Below are 15874 nucleotides of genomic sequence, written 5' to 3' on the forward strand. Positions count from 1 at the left end.
GGTTTCGAGACAGGCGCTGCGCGCCTTCCTCAACCACCGGGGGCAACAGGACTTCGTCCTTCCTCAACCACCGTGAGGGCTGCGGGGGTGTCGAGACAGGCGCTGTGCGCCTTCCTCAACCACCGGGGTGGGCGCTCGGCGCGAGGAGTCGCTCGAGCTCGTCCTCGAGGTCGGCGGGCACGACGAACATCAGCTCGTCGCCGGCCTCGACGGGCTGCTCGGGGTCGGGCACGTAGACCTGGCCGTCGCGCAGGATCGTGACCAGGGCGCAGTTCTCGGGGAACGGGATCAGGCCGGTCGGCTGGCCGACGTACGGCGAGTCGGCGGGCAGCGTCATCTCGACCAGGTTGGCGTTGCCCTGGCGGAAGGTGAAGAGCCGCACCAGGTCGCCGACCGTGACCGCCTCCTCGACCAGCGCGGACATGATCCGCGGGGTGGAGACGTTGACGTCGACGCCCCAGGCCTCGGTGAACAGCCACTCGTTGTTGGGGTGGTTGACCCGGCCGACCGTGCGCGGCACGCCGAACTCGGTCTTGGCGAGAAGCGAGGTGACCAGGTTGGCCTTGTCGTCGCCGGTGGCCGCGATGACCACGTCGCACTGGTCGAGACGCGCCTCCTCGAGCGAGGACAGCTCGCAGGAGTCGGCGAGGAGCCACTCGGCGTCCGGGACCCGCTCGGGCTTGATCGAGCCGGGGTTCTTGTCGATGAGGAGGACCTGGTGGCCGTTCCCGATCAGCTCGCGGGCGATGGATCGGCCCACGGCACCGGCTCCGGCGATGGCGACGCGCATGGTGGCTCCTCAGCTCTCGTCCGGGCCGGCGTCGAAGACCTGGTAGGCGTGTGCGGCGTTCTCCTCGCGCATCACCAGGTGGAGCAGGTCGCCCTCCTGGATGACGCTCTCCCGGGTGGGCAGCATGCCCTCGCCGAGCCGGTCGATCCACGCGATCCGGCTGCGCGACTGCATCTGGAAGTCGACGGTCCGGTGCCCGATCCACGCCTCGGTGACCGGCACCTGGTCGAGCCGGATGGTGCCGGACGGGTCGCGGAAGTCGGGCTCGGCGCCGGCGGGGAGCAGCCGGCGGAGCACCTGGTCGGCGGTCCACTTGACGGTCGCGACCGTGGTGATGCCGAGTCGCTGGTAGACCTCGGCGCGGCCGGGGTCGTAGATCCGGGCCACGACCTGCTGGATCCCGAAGGTCTCGCGGGCCACGCGCGCGGCGATGATGTTGGAGTTGTCACCGCTGGAGACCGCGGCGAACGCGTCGGCGCGGCGGATGCCGGCCTTCTCCAGGACCGCCTGGTCGAAGCCGTAGCCGGTGACCTTGTCGCCGTTGAAACCGGGCCCGAGACGCCGGAAGGCGTCGGGCTCGCTGTCGATGACCGACACGGTGTGGTTGCGGTCCTCGAGGCTGCGGGCCAGCGTCGAGCCGACCCGCCCACAGCCCATGATCACGACGTGCACGACGTGCACGCTACAACAGCGGGACCGATGGCCTAGCCTTCCGCACGTGGGAGTCGGCGACGTATCGAAGCGAATCCTGCTGGGACGCAAGCTGCGCAGCTCCCAGCTGGGGGAGACCCTGCTCCCCAAGCGGATCGCCCTGCCGGTCTTCGCGAGCGACGCGCTCTCCTCCGTCGCGTACGCGCCGGACGAGATCTTCATCATGCTGTCGCTGGCCGGGGCGTCGGCCTACGTGTGGTCCTGGAAGATCGGCATCGCGGTCGCGCTGGTGATGGCGGCCGTCGTCGCGTCGTACCGCCAGACGGTCCACGCCTACCCCAGCGGCGGCGGCGACTACGAGGTCGCGACCGTCAACCTGGGCTCCCGGGCCGGCACCACCGTGGCGAGCGCGCTGCTCGTCGACTACGTCCTCACGGTCGCGGTGTCGATCTCGTCGGGGGCGCAGTACGCCGCCTCCGCGATCCATCCGCTGATCGGCCACGAGGCGACGTTCGCCACGATGATGGTGATCGTCCTGGCCGCCCTGAACCTGCGGGGCATCCGCGAGTCCGGGTCCTACTTCGCCGTGCCCACGTACCTCTTCATGGTGTCGATCCTCGGCATGTGCGCCTACGGCATGGCCGAGCTCGTCTTCGGCGACCTGCCCGAAGTCGCCAGCGCGCGGCTCGAGATGGCCCCCACGCCCGGGTACGGCGACTCGATGACGACGTTCGCGCTCCTGTTCCTGCTGGCGCGCGCCTTCTCGTCCGGCTGTGCGGCCCTGACCGGTGTCGAGGCGATCTCGAACGGCGTGCCGGCGTTCCGGAAGCCGAAGAGCAAGAACGCCGCGACGACGCTGCTGCTCCTGGGCGCCATCGCGATCTCGATGATGATCAGCATCATCGTGCTCGCGAAGCAGATGGGGCTCCAGCTCGTCGACCCCAGCGACATGGACCGGCTGACGCTCGACGGCAAGCCGCTGCCCGCCGACTACGACCAGCACACGGTGATCGCCCAGATCGCCCGGGCGGTCTTCCACGACTTCTCGCCGGGCTTCTACCTGGTCGTCACGGTCACCGGCGTGATCCTGGTGCTCGCCGCCAACACCGCCTTCAACGGCTTCCCGGTGCTCGGCTCGATCCTGGCGAAGGACGGCTACGCCCCGCGGGCCCTCGGCTCCCGCGGCGACCGGCTGGCCTACAGCAACGGCATCGTCTTCCTCGCGGTGATGGCCATCATCCTGATCCAGGTCTTCGACGCCGAGACGACCCGGCTGATCCAGCTCTACATCGTCGGCGTCTTCGTGTCGTTCAACCTCAGCCAGCTCGGCATGATCCGGCACTGGACCCGCCACCTGAAGACGGAGACGGACCCCGGCGAGCGGCGCCGGATGTTCCGCTCCCGGCTGATCAACACGGTGGGTCTGACGTTCACGGCCGTGGTGCTGGTGATCGTGCTGATCACCAAGTTCCTGGCCGGCGCCTGGATCACGATCCTGGCGATGATCGTCTTCTACGTCATCATGCGGAAGATCCACGGCCACTACGAGAAGGTCAACGAGGAGCTCGCGGCCGACGAGGAGGACAAGGTCCTCCCGACGCGGGTGCACGCGATCGTGCTGGTCTCCAAGCTGCACAAGCCGACCCTGCGCGCCCTGGCCTTCGCCAAGGCGACCCGGCCCAACGTCCTCGAGGGGGTCTACGTCTCGGTCGACCCGGAGGCGACGAACCGGCTCCTGGAGGAGTGGGACGAGCGCAACCTCGGCGTCCCGCTCAAGGTGCTGCACTCGCCGTACCGCGAGCTGGTCCGCCCGATCGTCGACTACGCGATGGAGATCAAGAAGGCCAACCCGCGCGGCGTCGTGGCGGTCTACATCCCGGAGTACGTCGTCGGTCGCTGGTGGGAGCAGCTCCTGCACAACCAGACGGCGCTGCGGCTCAAGGGACGCCTGCTCTTCGCGCCCGGCGTCATGGTCACGTCCGTGCCCTACCAGCTGCGGTCCTCGCAGCTGGTCCGCGAGCGTGAGGAGCGCGAGGGCGCCTGGGTGCGGCCCAGCGAGCTGCGCCTCGGCAACGTCCCGGACCGGGAAACCGACCGCCAGGTGCCTCGATGACCGCGGAGACCCGGCCGTGACGAGGCGACCGCGGGAGCGCAAGGCACGGGGCGGCTCGCGGGTCGGCGAGCGGTTCGAGGCCGTGGTGGGCCCGATCGCCCACGGCGGGCACTGCATCGTCCGGCTCGAGGGCACCGTCGACGGGCCGTCCGACAGTCCGCGCGTGGTGTTCGTCCGGCACGCGATCCCGGGGGAGCGGGTGGTCGTCGAGATCACCGAGGGCACCGACGGCGACCGGTTCTGGCGCGGCGACGCCGTCGAGGTCCTCGAGGCGTCCCGCGACCGGGTGGAGCCGCCCTGCCCCTACTCCGGCCCCGGCCGGTGCGGTGGCTGCGACTTCCAGCACGTGGCGCTGCCGCGTCAGCGCGAGCTCAAGGCCGCGGTGGTCCGCGAGCAGCTCACCCGGCTCGGTGACACCGACGTCCACGCCGAGGTCGAGCCGGTGCCGGGCGACCAGGACGGGCTGCGCTGGCGCACCCGGATCCAGTGGGCCACCGGGCCACGCGGCCGCCGCGGCCTGCGTCGCTACCGCTCCCGCGACGTGATCCCCGTCGACGACTGCCTCATCACCCGCCCGGACGCCCGGGCGATCAGTCGGGCGGGCACCACCCTCGACCGGCACGCCGCCGCGCTGTCGTCGACGGTCTCCGAGGTCGTCGACGTCCCGCGCTTCGGCGAGCACCGTTTCATCGTCGAGGCCGACGGCTTCTGGCAGGTGCACCCCGGAGCCCCGCGGGTGCTGGTCGAGACCGTGCTCGACTTCCTGGAGCCGAAGAAGGGCGAGACGGCGCTGGACCTGTACGCCGGGGTCGGCCTGTTCGCGCGCTTCCTCGCCGACGCCGTGGGACCGCAAGGACGGGTGCTCGCGATCGAGGGCGACCGGACCGCCTGCAAGCACGCCCAGACCAACCTGGCCGGCTGCGAGGGCGTCCACATCGAGTGCGGCAGCGTCGACAAGGTGCTGGCCGGGCTGCTGCCGACGGCGTTCGGATCCGTCGACGTCGTCGTGCTCGACCCGCCGCGCGAGGGCGCGCGGGCGCTGGTGGTCGAGCAGGTCGTCGCCCGCAGCCCGCGGGCGGTCGCGTACGTCGCCTGCGACCCGGCCGCGCTGGGTCGTGACGTCGCGACGTTCGCGAAGTTCGGCTACCGGGTGCGCGCGCTGCGCGCGCTCGACATGTTCCCCATGACCCACCACGTCGAGTGCGTCGCGCTGCTGGAGAAGACCGGCTGACCTGCGGCGGAGCCGTACCCGACGACGCCGTCGACCGCCCGATCCCGTCATGAGCCGGGACTTTCGGCACTGGCGGGGGCGACCCGGGGTGGTGACCATGGAGAGGTCAGGTGCTCGGAACCCGCCCATGAGGTGACCCCGATGAAGAGCTTCCGTCTTCTCTCGCTGATCGTCATCGCCGGCGTGGTCGCGGCCGGTCTCGCGCCCGCCGGCGCCCAGGCGCCTCCTGCCACACCGACCCTCGTGACCATCCGGGCCTCGCACCAGGCCGGCGGCGTGGACCGGATCGTCTACGAGTTCGAGGGCGGCCTGCCTTCGAGCTACCGGGTGCGGTACGTCGACAGGCTCATCGCCGACGGCTCCGGGCGGCGGGTCAGGATCGCCGGACGAGCCGTCCTGAAGGTGCGTTTCGCGGACGCGGTGGCCCATGACGCGCAGGGGGAAACGGTCCTCGAGCGGAAGACGTTCGCCCTGCCCAACATCATGACCACCGTCCGGGCCGGCGACTTCGAGGGCGTGACGACGTACGGCATCGGCCTCGCCAAGAGGACCGACTTCCAGGTGTTCACGTTGTCGGACCCGGCCAGGGTCGTCATCGACGTCCGGGCAGCCTTCCGCACCGTGGACCGCCGGGTGTACTTCTTCGACCTCGGCAACTTCGTCGACAACGTCCGGCCCTTCTTCACCCCGGTGGTGCGCCAGGTCCGGGCGACTTCACCGGCCACCGGTGCCATGGACCGGCTCTTCGCAGGACCGGTGCGGAGCGAGAGGGCCGATGGCCTGCGGCTGCTGAGGTCGCGCGCCACCGGGTTCGCCGACCTGGTCGTCTCACACCGAGTGGCAAAGGTCCGCCTCACCGGCCGTTGCAGCAGCGGCGGATCCACGGTGTCCGTTGCCGGCGAGATCATGCGGACGCTACGGCAGTTCCCGACCGTCGACTGGGTCAAGATCTTCGATCGGGCAGGACACACCGAGAGCCCGACCGGCGACACGGATTCGATCCCGGCCTGCCTCGAACCTTGACGCCGCACCGGCTCAGGACCGACTGCGCCAGCCGACGATCCGCCGGTCTCGCCGTGCCGTTCGTCCACGGTGGTGATGTCATTCGGCCCTCGTCGCCCTGCCGGCAGGACGAGAATGCTGAAGGCATGAACGCATCGACGCTCAAGACGGACCATGGCATGCAGTGGTCACCCGAGACCCACTGCGGCAGGTGGACGGCCTGGCTCGCTGGGATCGCCTGTGGTGGCACCGTGGCTCTCGCGACCGGCTTCGCTCTGGGTATGGAGCACGCCGACAGCTTCTCGGACAAGCCGCTTCTCACCCTCGCCGCGGTGGCGATCCTGGTGAGCGCCGCGGCCTCGGTGGTGACTGGCGCGCTGGCTCTGACGCGTCACCACGACCACTCCTGGCTGGTGGTCTCAGCGACCCTTGTCGGAGGTCTGGTGACAGCCTCGACGCTCCAGCAGGTCGCTGAAGGGCTCGGCTGGCTGGGCGCCTAGCTGGGCCCGGCAGCGAACGAGCCTGTTCGGCGATCACCTGGCGCCGCCGTCGCCGCCACCCGTGGAGGAGCACCACGGGTGGCCGCTGCCGCGGTGGCCGAGGCGGACCGTCGACGGGAGTGCTGCGCAGCCGCTCCTCAGTGCCCGGCCGACTCGGCCGGGCGGGGGTGCGCGATCGAGCGCGTGTCCTGGAAGGCGCGGACGCCCTCGATGCCCTGCTCGCGGCCCATGCCCGACTGCTTCATGCCCCCGAAGGGGGCCCGCAGGTCCAGGCGTGCGGCGCCGTGGTCGTTGACCCACACGTAGCCGCACTCCAGCTGGCTGCCGAGCCGGGTGGCGGATTCGGTGTCCGCAGTCCAGACCGATGCGCACAGGCCTGCCCACGTGTCGTTCGCCAGCCGCACCGCTTCGGCGTCGTCGTCGAACGGGATCACCGGGATCACCGGGCCGAACTGCTCCTGGGTGACGACGCGGAGCGACAGGTCGGGGTCGACCACGATGGCCGGGCGCAGGAAGTTGCCCTCGGCGAGCTCGCCACCGGGCAGCTCGCCGAACTCCAGCACCGTGGCCCCGGAGGACTTCGCCTCCTCCACGATCTCCGAGACGAACGCCTTCTGGGCCGGCTGGTGGAGAGGGCCCATCGTGGTGCCCTCGGCGAGGCCGTGTCCGAGCACGACCTTCTCCAGGCGCGCGGACAGCCCGGCCACGAGCTCGTCCATGCGCGATCGGTGCACGTACAGGCGCTTGGCGTTCATGCAGATCTGGCCGGTCGTGTCGAAGATCGCGCCGAACATCCGGTCCACGTGGTCGTCGTCCAAGATGGCGTCCTCGCGGATGATCGCCGGGTCGTTGCCGCCCAGCTCCAGGGTGACCCGGGTGAGGCTGCGCGAGGCCATCTCCATGATCCGCTTCCCGCCGTTGACGCTGCCGGTGAAGCAGACCTTCGCGACGTCGGGATTGTCGATCAGGCCAGCCATCTCGCTGTCCCGGCCGGTCACCACGTTGAGCACGCCCGGGGGCAGCTTCTCCGCCACCCGCTGCACCAGCCGCGTGGTGGCCAGCGGAGTCGAGGGCGGCGGCTTGACGATGGCCGTGTTGCCGGCCAACAGGGCGTGGGGGAGCGCTGCGGCGAGGATCGCGATGGGCCAGTTGAACGGCACGATCACGGTCACCACGCCGATCGGCTGGTAGGCGACCGTGGTCTCGACCGGGATCCCCGGGGCCGGGGGCAGCACCTTGCTCTGCTCCACCTCGTCTGCGACGGAGAGAGCCAGCTGCCACCGGATCTCGAAGACCAGGGCGTCGATCCACGCCTCCATCCGGATCTTGCCGTTCTCCAGGGAGAGCACCCGCGCGTCCTCGTCGCGCTCGTCGGCGATCCCCTCGATGGCGGCGGACATCTGCGCCGCACGCTCGGCGGCCGACAGCGCCGACCACGCCGGGAAGGCCGCCTTCGCCGCCGCGACCGCGTCCGCCACGTCCTCGGCCGACGCCGCTGCGGCCGTCCCCACGACGACACCGGGTCGGGCCGGGTCGACGACCTCGAGCACATCCTCTGCTGCCCGCTCCTGTCCGCCGATGTAGAGCCCCGTCGTCACCTGGGCCGTCGTGCTTGTCATGCTCATCGCCACCTCTCTGTGTGTCCGTTTGCGGGTCCGTGTTCCGGTACGTGCGCCGGAAGCGCCATGGTCCGTGATGCCGGTGCGACGGCGGCGGGCGCCGTGATCGCAGCCGTGGCCCCGTCTCGGCCGGCCGGTGGCCGGCACCCCCGTCCGGCGACGCGGGGCCGGTGCCGAGGAAGCGCCGGGATGTGCGAGAACAGCCTGTCGGAGACCAGGCGCGCCGGCGTCGACTGCTGCCGCAGGATCCCGGAGACCGCCAGCATGGGGCCGTCCATCGCGCGCGCGGTCACGCGAGAGCCTCGAGTGTCTTCGTGCGCCAGGCCTCGGTCGCGTGGAGGTCGTTGAAGGTGAAAATGTGGAACCCGTCGAGGGTGTTGTCCGGCTTGCCGATGTGAGGAGCCAGTCCCTTGATGATCCTGGCGGGGTTGTAGCCGCCGGGTGCGAAGAAGCGCCAGAAGAGGTTCTGCTGCTTCTTGAGGAAGTCGGCCGACGCACCGATCCCCAGGCCGCCGGAGACCCGGAGGAGCTTCTGGCGGTGGACCGCACCCGGCACGCCGACCTGGATGGGCAGGTCGATCCCGCGGCGCTTGAGTTCGCGGGACCACGTCAGGATGGTTGCCGGGTCGAAGACGATCTGCGTCGTGATGTGGGTCGCGAGCTCGGCCTTGTCCTTCAGGGCCTGGAAGAGCACCTCCTCGGGCACGGCGGGGTGACCTTCGGGATGGCCGCCGATGCCGATGTCGGTGAACCCGTGGTCGAGCTCGTGCAGTGCGACGAGGAGGTCGTGCGCGTGCTTGAAGTCGGTGGGGGTGTCGGTCGGGTCACCACCGACGACGAACACGTGGGAGATGCCGGCCTCCCGGCAGCGGGCGACGAGGTCGGCCAGATGGGCGCGGTCACGGACCTGCTGCGCCGACAGGTGGGGCGCCACGGAGTACCCGTGGCGCGCCAGCTTCACCGCGAGGTCCACCGTGGCGTCCTGGCCCTTGGCGGGGGAGGCGGTGACGGTCAGCCGCACGTCCGTGGGCACGTGGTGGAGGACCTGCTCCTCGGTTCCCTTGAGCGGGATCACCTCGTAGCCCAGGTTCTCGAAGGCCCTCTTGAGCGCGGTGCGGGTCGACGAGTCATCAGCGGTCAGGGCGCGGATCACGTCAGTGCCTTCTCTCTGGGCGGTGGCCCGGGGACGGGCTCAGGCTGGGGGACCCGGTTGTCGAACAGGGCGAGACCGGCCGCGGTGTTCGAGGCCGGCACGAAGTAGTGCGAGTGGATCTTGGTGATCTGTTCGCTCATCGCGCCACGCATGACGAGCCACATGATCAGCTCGATGCCCTCCGAACCGGCCTGGCGGATCAGGTCCTCACGGCTCAGCGTCGCCAGCTTCGCCGGGTCGGTCTCGATGGTCTCCATCCACATGCGGTCGAACTCGGGGTTGATGAAGCCCGCCCGCGAACCCGCCAGCTGGTGGGACATGCCGCCGGTGCCGAGGATCCCGACGGTCACGCCGTCCCGGTAGCTGCGGATCGCCCGGCCGAGGGCCTCGCCGAGGGCATAGCACCGGGCGGCCGTCGGCTGGGGGTACTGGATGACGTTGACCAGCACCGGAACGACCGGGCAGGGCCAGGCGTCCCCCGGATCGGGCGTCCACACCGACAGGGGCACGGTCAGCCCGTGGTCGACGTCGAGCGCCTGGAAGACAGTCAGGTCGAAGCCCTCGTCCATCAGGCACTCCAGCAGGTGCAGCGACAGGTCCGGGTCGCCGACCACCTCGGGCACCTGCCGGGGACCGAAACCCTCGTCGGCCACCGGGTAGCGCTCGGCCGTGCCGAGCCCGAACGTGGGCACGAAGTCCAGGTCGATGCCGTTGGCGTGGTCGTTGTAGACGACGATCGCGACATCGGGACGGTGCTCGGCCAGCCATGCACGCGCCGGGGCGTAGCCCTCGAAGAGGTCCATCCAGTTCGTGTCGTCGGTCTTCTGCCGGTCCATCGCCGCGCCGATCGAGGGGACGTGGGACGTCGCCAGTCCCCAGATGACCTCAGCCATCCCGCCGGCCTCCCGCTCGCATCTCCGCCACGAACTCCGCCTCGGACATGCCGGTGAACACGCCGCCGAGGTACTGCATCGAGAGGCCGTCGATCATGGCCAGCTTGTAGACGTAGAAGATGCTGCCGCCGAGGTCGATCATCGCCGTCCAGTCGCGGTCCACCACCGCCTGCTGCTGCTCCGGTGTCAGCTCGTACTCGTGGCAGTACGCCGCCTCGTCCGCCAGGAACCGCGTGCGGTTCGCCTCGTCGCGGAAGCTCATGAACATCGTGTTCATGCGCAGCCCGCGCCGGCTCGACTGCCCGTCGAAGATCGGCGTGCCCGGCACGTCCACCGGACCGCGCGGCTCTGGCGTGCTCATCGGGAACCCTCTCCTCGTCGAGGACGGCCGCACCGCTGCCGCGTCGGACGCTGTCGTCACGTTGCCCGCTCCTGCGGGTGAGTGGCCAGTGCCTCGACGTGGACGTCGAGCCACGGGGCCATCGGCAGGGACATGAGGGCGTCGTGCAACGCGGCCGGGTCGTCGGCCTCGTACAGCCCCACCGTCGCATTGCGGCCGGGCACCCGCCACAGCCGCTTCAGCACGCCGGCTTCGCGCAGCTCCAAGGCCCGCGCGCGCTCACCGGCGCGCAACTCCTGGCGCCGCTCGACGGGGGTGTCGACGGGCAGCTGGTTCTCCGACCTCACCAGGAACTCCATGTCAGACCTCCCTGCTCACTGCCCAGGCCTCCTGCCAGCTTCACGAGCACACCGGCGAGTTCTTCCGGCGCGGTCACCATCGCCTCGTGGCCCGTCTCCAGTTCGTGGACCGTCCACCCAGCCGATCGCGCACGGTCGGCCTGGTCGGCGAAGACGCGCATCCAGCTGACGCACTCGACGAATGCCGCCGGGACGTCGTCCACCGCGCCTGTCAGTCGCAGCGGATCGGTGTAGGTCTTCCAGGGGTGCGGCGTCAGCCTCGGGAGCAGCCAGTCGATGTCGGTCTGCTCGGTCACGCCGAGCACCGAGAGCTTGCGGACCGGCACCAGCCACCCGAAGCCCTGCTCGACTGCCGACTCCGCCCAGTGGCGCTCCACGGTCTCGGGCAGCAGGTCGCGCGCCGCCTCCCCGTCGGCGCCGACGAAGGCGTCGAGGTAGACGCGCTGCGCGATCGCCCGGGGCCGGCGATCCGCCACTGCCGTCACGATCTGTCCCGCGTAGCTGTGTCCCACCAGGACGACGTCGGTGAGCCCGAGGACGTCGATCAGCCGGACGACGTCCTCCACGTGGGTGTCGAGCCCGACGAGGGGAGACAGGAGGTGCGCCCGCTCCGACAAGCCGGTCAACGTCGGGGCATGGACGCTGTGCCCGGCGTCGCGCAGACGACGGGCCACCCGCTCCCAGCACCAGCCACCGTGCCAGGCACCGTGGAGGAGGACGAGGGTGCTCATGCCGGTGCATCCTCCGAGGGCTGGGTATTCGTGCAGGACGTCAGTGTCTGCTGGCTACGGTAGGGACGGCGACGACCGCGTGAATCCGTCCGATGTCACCGCCGCGGCGACCGATGTGACGCAGGACACCTACGTCATCCGTCGTGCATACCGGGTCGCCTGCCGATCACAGGTCGAGCACCAACCGCGGGGTCCTCGCCCCCGAGACGCAGATCAGCATCGTGTCGCCGAGAGCATGCTCCTCGGCGGTCAGGACGGTGTCCCGGTGCTCGGGTCGCCCCTCCAGGACCCGCGTCTCGCAGGCGCCGCAGAGGCCGTCGGCGCAGGGCAGCGTCACCTCGAGGCCCGCATCACGGACGGCCTGGAGGATCGAGGTGCCCGGCGGGACCAGCAGCACCCTCCCGGCGGTCTCGCAGACGACCTGGACAGGAGCGGCGTCGCTGTCGGCCTCGTGAGTGGCGGCCACGCGGTCCTCCCTTCGACAGTCTGCCGGTGGGGGCCGGCAACACCATGCCTGGGTCGACGCTACGAAGAACTGCGCCGGGACGGATCGCGCGGTTGACCCGGCCGGGGCGTCCTGGCCGTCGTACCGCCGATGCGACAATTGATGCGGGCGGCGGTCATCGAGGCTGGACCAGCCCCTCCTTGACCGCGAGCAGGGCGGCCTGTGTGCGAGACGTCAGCCCCATCTTCGTCAGCAGGTGGCTGACGTGCGTCCGGGCGGTCCGTTCGCTGATGTCGAGGCGCCGGGCGATGTCCTTGTTGGACTGACCGTCGGCGATCAGCACCAGCACCTCTCTCTCCCGCGCCGTGAGGCCGCCGAGCCCCGCATGCGGGGCCCGCATCTCCTGGGTGAGCCGCCGGGTGACCGCGGCGTCGAGGAAGACCTCGTCGCTGACCGCTGCTCGCAGCGCCGCATCGACCTCGGTCGGGCCGGCGTCCTTCAGCAGGTATCCCGATGCGCCGTTCTCGAGGGCGGCGTGGACCCGTTCGGTCTCGCCGAAGCTGGTCAGGATCACCACGCGCACGTCCGGGAAGCGCCGGACGATCTCGCCGGTCGCCGTCACGCCGTCCATGCCCGGCATCTGGAGGTCCATCAGGACGACGTCCGGCAGCTCTTGGTGCGCCGCCGCGCGCGACAGGAGGTCCAGGGCCTCCTGGCCGTCGCCGGCCTCGCCCGCCACCTCCAGGTCCTCGATCGCCTCGAGGTAGGCAACCACCCCGCGGCGGACCACCGCATGATCGTCCACGACCAGGACGCGTACCGGTCTCCCAGCGGTCACGGCGTGACCGTCCGGTTCGCCGACGCCGACGACGTCGTCGGCAGGGAGGTCAGCAGCGGCAGGGTGAGCTGCATCCTCGCCCCACCGGAGGGCAGGTCGCGCACGCGGACGACACCGCCCCAGCGGGCCGCGCGCTCCTGCATCACGGCCATCCCCATGCCTCCCGATGCCGGGCCGCTTCTCCGGTCCGAGCCCCCGGCGAGCCCGCACCCGTCATCGATGACCTCGGCGAGGAGGCGCCGTCGGCTGCCGTGGGAGGCGACGCGCAGGTGGATGACCACCCGGGAGGCGGCCGCGTGCTTGACGCTGTTGTGCAACGCCTCCGCCACGATGCGGTAGACGTCCTCGAGCAGGTCGGCGTCGAGCTCCGAGATCTCCTGGGCGGAGTCGTCCATCGCCAGCTCCACGGAGAGCTCCGTCCGGGCCTGGGTCGTGTCGACGAGGGAGCGCAGCGCCGAGAGCAGCCCGCGCTCGGTGCCGGTCGCCGGCCGGAGCTCGACCACCATCCCACGCAGGTCGGCCAGGACGTCCTCGGCGCTGGTGCTCAGATCGTCGGCGACCTGCGCCACCTTCTCGGGCAGCGGCGCCAGCCCGCGCTGGACGAGGACGCCGAGCGACCGCGCCTGCATCATCATCGAGAACACCTGCTGCACCACCGAGTCGTGCAGGTCGCGGGCCAGCCTTTGCCGCTCCTCCCGGCGGGCGACGTCCCGCTCCCGGTCGAGGAGGGCGGCATGGTCGACCGCCATCGCGGCCTGCTCGGCCATGGCCAGCAGGAAGGCGAGCTCGGTGTCGCCGACGGTCTGGCCCGGCGCGAAGTAGGCGTTCAGGATCCCGACCGGTTCCCCGCGGGCGAGAAGCGGCACGCTCGCGAACCAGCCCCACCGGGGATGGCGCATGATCTCGTGCAGCGGTGCCCAGGCCGGGTCCCGCTGGATCTCGTCGTAGCGATCGGCCACGACGAAGGGCTTGCGGGTCTCGAGCGCCTCGAGCGTGATCAGCCGCGCGCCGAGCGCCCGACACTCCATGAGCTTGTCGAAGAAGTCGGGCGCGCGGCCGAACCCGGCCGCCCCCATCACGTGCAGTCGGTCGCCCGCCGGATTCGTGGTGAGCACCTGGACGCCGGCGAGCGAGTCCGTCCGCGCCACCTCTCGGGCGAGGGTCTCGAGCGTGCCCACGAGCGACCGCTTGGACGCCACGCTGGACGCGGCCTTGGCGATGGCGGCCAGCCTCCGCTGGCGCTGCCGGCTCACGGTCACGTCCCGGAACGACACTACCCACAGCTGGCGTCCGGGCATCTGGTTGAGGACGTAGGCGAACTCGCGTCGAACGCCTGGCGCCACCTGCCACTCCACGGTCGACTCGCCCGTGGGCGAGGCGTCGGCATCGGGCGGCGGGAAGGGGGAGCCCGTGCCGGCTACTGCGCCGGCCCGTAGCCCGCACAGCGCCACCGCAGCCGGGTTCGCCTCGACGAAACGAGCATCGGCGTCGATCACCGCCAGCCCCTCCGGGGCATGCTCCACCAGCTCGGCGGGCACAGCGCCCTCCTCGAGCGAGGGAGCACAGGTACGTCTCGGACCGAGGTCCACCGTCGCCTCCTTCTGACCCGGGTGAGCGTCGCCGTCGCCGCGGGTCTCTGTCAACCACGCGGTGCCGGCGACTACCGTCCCTCGACTGCGGCGCTCCGCCAGCCGGCGTGGTAGGTCTCCCGTGCCATCTTGGCGTAGGGGACCGGGCTGACGGTGGCGCGCACCTCGAACTGCTCGTGGGGCTCGACGGTGGTCTTCTTGCTGCCGCCGTCGGGCTCGCCCCAGACCACGCGCACCTCGGCGCCATGCGGGACGTCGGGGCTGATGGTGGCCAGGGACAGGCCCTTCTTCTCGTTGGCCGAGATGCCGGTGAACATCGACAGGCCCAGCACGGTGCCGTCGGCGTCGATGACCTTGTCGAAGTTCGATGAGCCGTAGTTGGCGTTCGGCAGGTCGAAGAACTGGTACGTCGCGCCCTGGACGGGGGAGGACAGCAACGTGGCGAGGTCGTCGGAGTTCCACTCCAGGGTGACCTTGCGGCGCTGGGCGTCCTTGTCGAGGGCCTCGAGGGCGTCACGGCCGATGAAGTCGTGGTCGAACTTGACGAAGGAGCCGTAACCGAGGTCCCACGGGTTGGTGTAGTAGTCCTCGATGTCGTCGGACACGAAACTGCCGGCGACGGCGTTGGTCGCCTCGTAGCTGTCGGCGCCGAGCCACTCACGGTAAGGACGCAGTTCCTCGCCGGTGTAGATGGCCGGCAGCGGCGACGGGATCCACCCGGACTCGAGGGTGTTGGTCGAGTAGGCGCGGGAGCCCACCGGCTCCATGCCGAACTCCTGGCCGGCCTCGAGGATGGCCTCGCGGATCCGGTCGTAGCTCTCGTACGGGCCCCAGAGCTCCAGGCCGGGCGCGCCGGCCATGCCATGCCGTAGCGTGCGCACGGTCTCCCCGGCGACCTTCATCGTGCTCATCCGGAAGAACTTCAACTGCTCGACGGTGCCACCGTGGAGCTTCTCGATGATCGGCCAGGCCTGAGGGCCCTGGATCTGGAAGCGCCACAGGTCGCGCGTGACCGCCTTGCCGTACGGACGCGAGGGCGACCGGGGGTCGTTGCGGATCTCGACGTCGTAGCCGCCGGTCTGGCCCTGGAACTGCAGCCAGTTGGCGCCGGGAGCGCGGCCGACGTAGACGTACTCCTCCTCGGCGAGGTGGAACAGGATGCCGTCACCGATGACGTTGCCCGCGGGGGTGACCGGGACGAACTGCTTCGCCATGTCCACCGGGAAGTCGGCCACGCTGTTGATGCCGGTGTCGGAGATGAGCTCGATCGCGCCCGGGCCGCTCATGAACAGGTTGAACATGTGGTGGGTCTGGTCGAAGAGCACGGCGGTCTCCTGCCACGCTTTCTGCTCCCGCCGGAAGTTGGTGAACTCCGATGGCACCACGGGGTAGATGTAGGTGCCGAGCTGGGAGTTGCGCAGCATGCCGACGGTGTCGCCGGTCTGGTCGAGGAGTTGCTGCAGGTTCGTGGCGGTCATGTCCATCCGTTCTCGTCGGGTGTCACTTCTGCGGGCCGGTGGCGGGCCGCGAGCGAGGGAGTCAGGCGACCGCGGTTCGCGCCGGGGATCTCGTCGCTCGTGGGGACCGCGACACACAGCGAGCGCCCCACGGTGCTCCGCG

General features: G+C 70.6%; 16 protein-coding genes. 4 read left to right on the plus strand and 12 right to left on the minus strand.

Annotated features, from left to right (window positions below):
* Positions 1 to 115: 115 nt before the first annotated feature.
* Positions 116 to 790 (minus strand): potassium channel family protein, encoded by a 675-nt coding sequence (locus PD653B2_RS22875; RefSeq protein WP_085874734.1) that lies wholly within the window; start codon positions 788 to 790, stop codon positions 116 to 118.
* Between the two features lie 9 nt (positions 791 to 799).
* Positions 800 to 1462 (minus strand): potassium channel family protein, encoded by a 663-nt coding sequence (locus PD653B2_RS22880; RefSeq protein ID WP_085874757.1) that lies wholly within the window; start codon positions 1460 to 1462, stop codon positions 800 to 802.
* 46 nt (positions 1463 to 1508) lie between these two features.
* Here PD653B2_RS22880 and PD653B2_RS22885 point away from each other — a divergent pair, with 46 nt between their 5' ends.
* The 4 genes from PD653B2_RS22885 to PD653B2_RS22900 all read left to right on the plus strand — a co-directional run bounded on the left by PD653B2_RS22885 (position 1509) and on the right by PD653B2_RS22900 (position 6287).
* Positions 1509 to 3554 (plus strand): APC family permease, encoded by a 2046-nt coding sequence (locus PD653B2_RS22885; RefSeq protein WP_242665413.1) that lies wholly within the window; start codon positions 1509 to 1511, stop codon positions 3552 to 3554.
* A gap of 16 nt (positions 3555 to 3570) precedes the next feature.
* Positions 3571 to 4785, plus strand: a complete 1215-nt coding sequence (locus PD653B2_RS22890) for a class I SAM-dependent RNA methyltransferase (protein WP_085874736.1) — start codon at positions 3571 to 3573, stop codon at positions 4783 to 4785.
* 141 nt (positions 4786 to 4926) lie between these two features.
* Positions 4927 to 5808 (plus strand): AMIN-like domain-containing (lipo)protein, encoded by an 882-nt coding sequence (locus PD653B2_RS22895; RefSeq protein WP_133059088.1) that lies wholly within the window; start codon positions 4927 to 4929, stop codon positions 5806 to 5808.
* Between the two features lie 53 nt (positions 5809 to 5861).
* On the plus strand, positions 5862 to 6287 hold the full coding sequence (locus PD653B2_RS22900) for a hypothetical protein (RefSeq protein WP_133059089.1): 426 nt from the start codon (positions 5862 to 5864) through the stop codon (positions 6285 to 6287).
* Positions 6288 to 6424: 137 nt separating this feature from the next.
* Here the strand turns inward: PD653B2_RS22900 and PD653B2_RS22905 are convergent, their stop codons facing one another.
* From PD653B2_RS22905 to ligM, 10 genes are all read right to left on the minus strand, one after another.
* Positions 6425 to 7906, minus strand: coding sequence for an aldehyde dehydrogenase family protein (locus tag PD653B2_RS22905; protein ID WP_085874758.1), 1482 nt, complete (start codon positions 7904 to 7906; stop codon positions 6425 to 6427).
* A 289-nt stretch (positions 7907 to 8195) separates the two neighbouring features.
* Positions 8196 to 9059, minus strand: coding sequence for a methylenetetrahydrofolate reductase (locus PD653B2_RS22910; protein ID WP_085874739.1), 864 nt, complete (start codon positions 9057 to 9059; stop codon positions 8196 to 8198).
* Positions 9056 to 9952 (minus strand): class III extradiol dioxygenase subunit beta, encoded by an 897-nt coding sequence (locus PD653B2_RS22915; protein WP_085874740.1) that lies wholly within the window; start codon positions 9950 to 9952, stop codon positions 9056 to 9058. The genes PD653B2_RS22910 and PD653B2_RS22915 overlap by 4 nt, the downstream gene beginning before the upstream one ends.
* Positions 9945 to 10313, minus strand: a complete 369-nt coding sequence (gene ligA / locus PD653B2_RS22920) for a protocatechuate 4,5-dioxygenase subunit alpha (RefSeq protein WP_085874741.1) — start codon at positions 10311 to 10313, stop codon at positions 9945 to 9947. The genes PD653B2_RS22915 and ligA overlap by 8 nt, the downstream gene beginning before the upstream one ends.
* A gap of 56 nt (positions 10314 to 10369) precedes the next feature.
* Positions 10370 to 10651 (minus strand): muconolactone Delta-isomerase family protein, encoded by a 282-nt coding sequence (locus PD653B2_RS22925; protein WP_085874742.1) that lies wholly within the window; start codon positions 10649 to 10651, stop codon positions 10370 to 10372.
* A complete protein-coding gene (locus PD653B2_RS22930; RefSeq protein ID WP_085874743.1) occupies positions 10636 to 11382 on the minus strand; it encodes an alpha/beta fold hydrolase in 747 nt (248 codons plus the stop codon). Before PD653B2_RS22930 ends, PD653B2_RS22925 begins: the two co-directional genes overlap by 16 nt.
* Positions 11383 to 11548: 166 nt before the next feature.
* Positions 11549 to 11848 (minus strand): 2Fe-2S iron-sulfur cluster-binding protein, encoded by a 300-nt coding sequence (locus PD653B2_RS22935; RefSeq protein WP_242665414.1) that lies wholly within the window; start codon positions 11846 to 11848, stop codon positions 11549 to 11551.
* A gap of 154 nt (positions 11849 to 12002) precedes the next feature.
* Positions 12003 to 12665, minus strand: a complete 663-nt coding sequence (locus PD653B2_RS22940) for a response regulator (RefSeq protein ID WP_085874745.1) — start codon at positions 12663 to 12665, stop codon at positions 12003 to 12005.
* The gene (locus PD653B2_RS22945; RefSeq protein WP_207559501.1) at positions 12662 to 14203 is read right to left on the minus strand and encodes a GAF domain-containing protein; all 1542 of its coding nucleotides are present in this window, start codon (positions 14201 to 14203) and stop codon (positions 12662 to 12664) included. The genes PD653B2_RS22940 and PD653B2_RS22945 overlap by 4 nt, the downstream gene beginning before the upstream one ends.
* A 122-nt stretch (positions 14204 to 14325) precedes the next feature.
* Positions 14326 to 15732 carry a vanillate/3-O-methylgallate O-demethylase gene (gene ligM, locus PD653B2_RS22950; protein WP_085874759.1) on the minus strand — a complete coding sequence of 469 codons (1407 nt, stop codon included), beginning with the start codon at positions 15730 to 15732 and terminating at the stop codon, positions 14326 to 14328.
* Positions 15733 to 15874: the final 142 nt, after the last annotated feature.

This window comes from Nocardioides sp. PD653-B2 (genome assembly GCF_002117935.1).
Lineage (GTDB): Bacteria > Actinomycetota > Actinomycetes > Propionibacteriales > Nocardioidaceae > Nocardioides.

Excerpts from the sequence above, each read along its gene's own strand:
- PD653B2_RS22875 (WP_085874734.1), bottom strand. The coding sequence starts at position 790 with ATGCGCGTCGCCATCGCCGGAGCCGGTGCCGTGGGCCGATCCATCGCC.
- PD653B2_RS22895 (WP_133059088.1), top strand. The coding sequence starts at position 4,927 with ATGAAGAGCTTCCGTCTTCTCTCGCTGATCGTCATCGCCGGCGTGGTC.
- PD653B2_RS22905 (WP_085874758.1), bottom strand. The coding sequence starts at position 7,906 with ATGACAAGCACGACGGCCCAGGTGACGACGGGGCTCTACATCGGCGGA.
- PD653B2_RS22915 (WP_085874740.1), bottom strand. The coding sequence starts at position 9,952 with ATGGCTGAGGTCATCTGGGGACTGGCGACGTCCCACGTCCCCTCGATC.
- ligA (WP_085874741.1), bottom strand. The coding sequence starts at position 10,313 with ATGAGCACGCCAGAGCCGCGCGGTCCGGTGGACGTGCCGGGCACGCCG.
- PD653B2_RS22925 (WP_085874742.1), bottom strand. The coding sequence starts at position 10,651 with ATGGAGTTCCTGGTGAGGTCGGAGAACCAGCTGCCCGTCGACACCCCC.
- PD653B2_RS22930 (WP_085874743.1), bottom strand. The coding sequence starts at position 11,382 with ATGAGCACCCTCGTCCTCCTCCACGGTGCCTGGCACGGTGGCTGGTGC.
- ligM (WP_085874759.1), bottom strand. The coding sequence starts at position 15,732 with ATGACCGCCACGAACCTGCAGCAACTCCTCGACCAGACCGGCGACACC.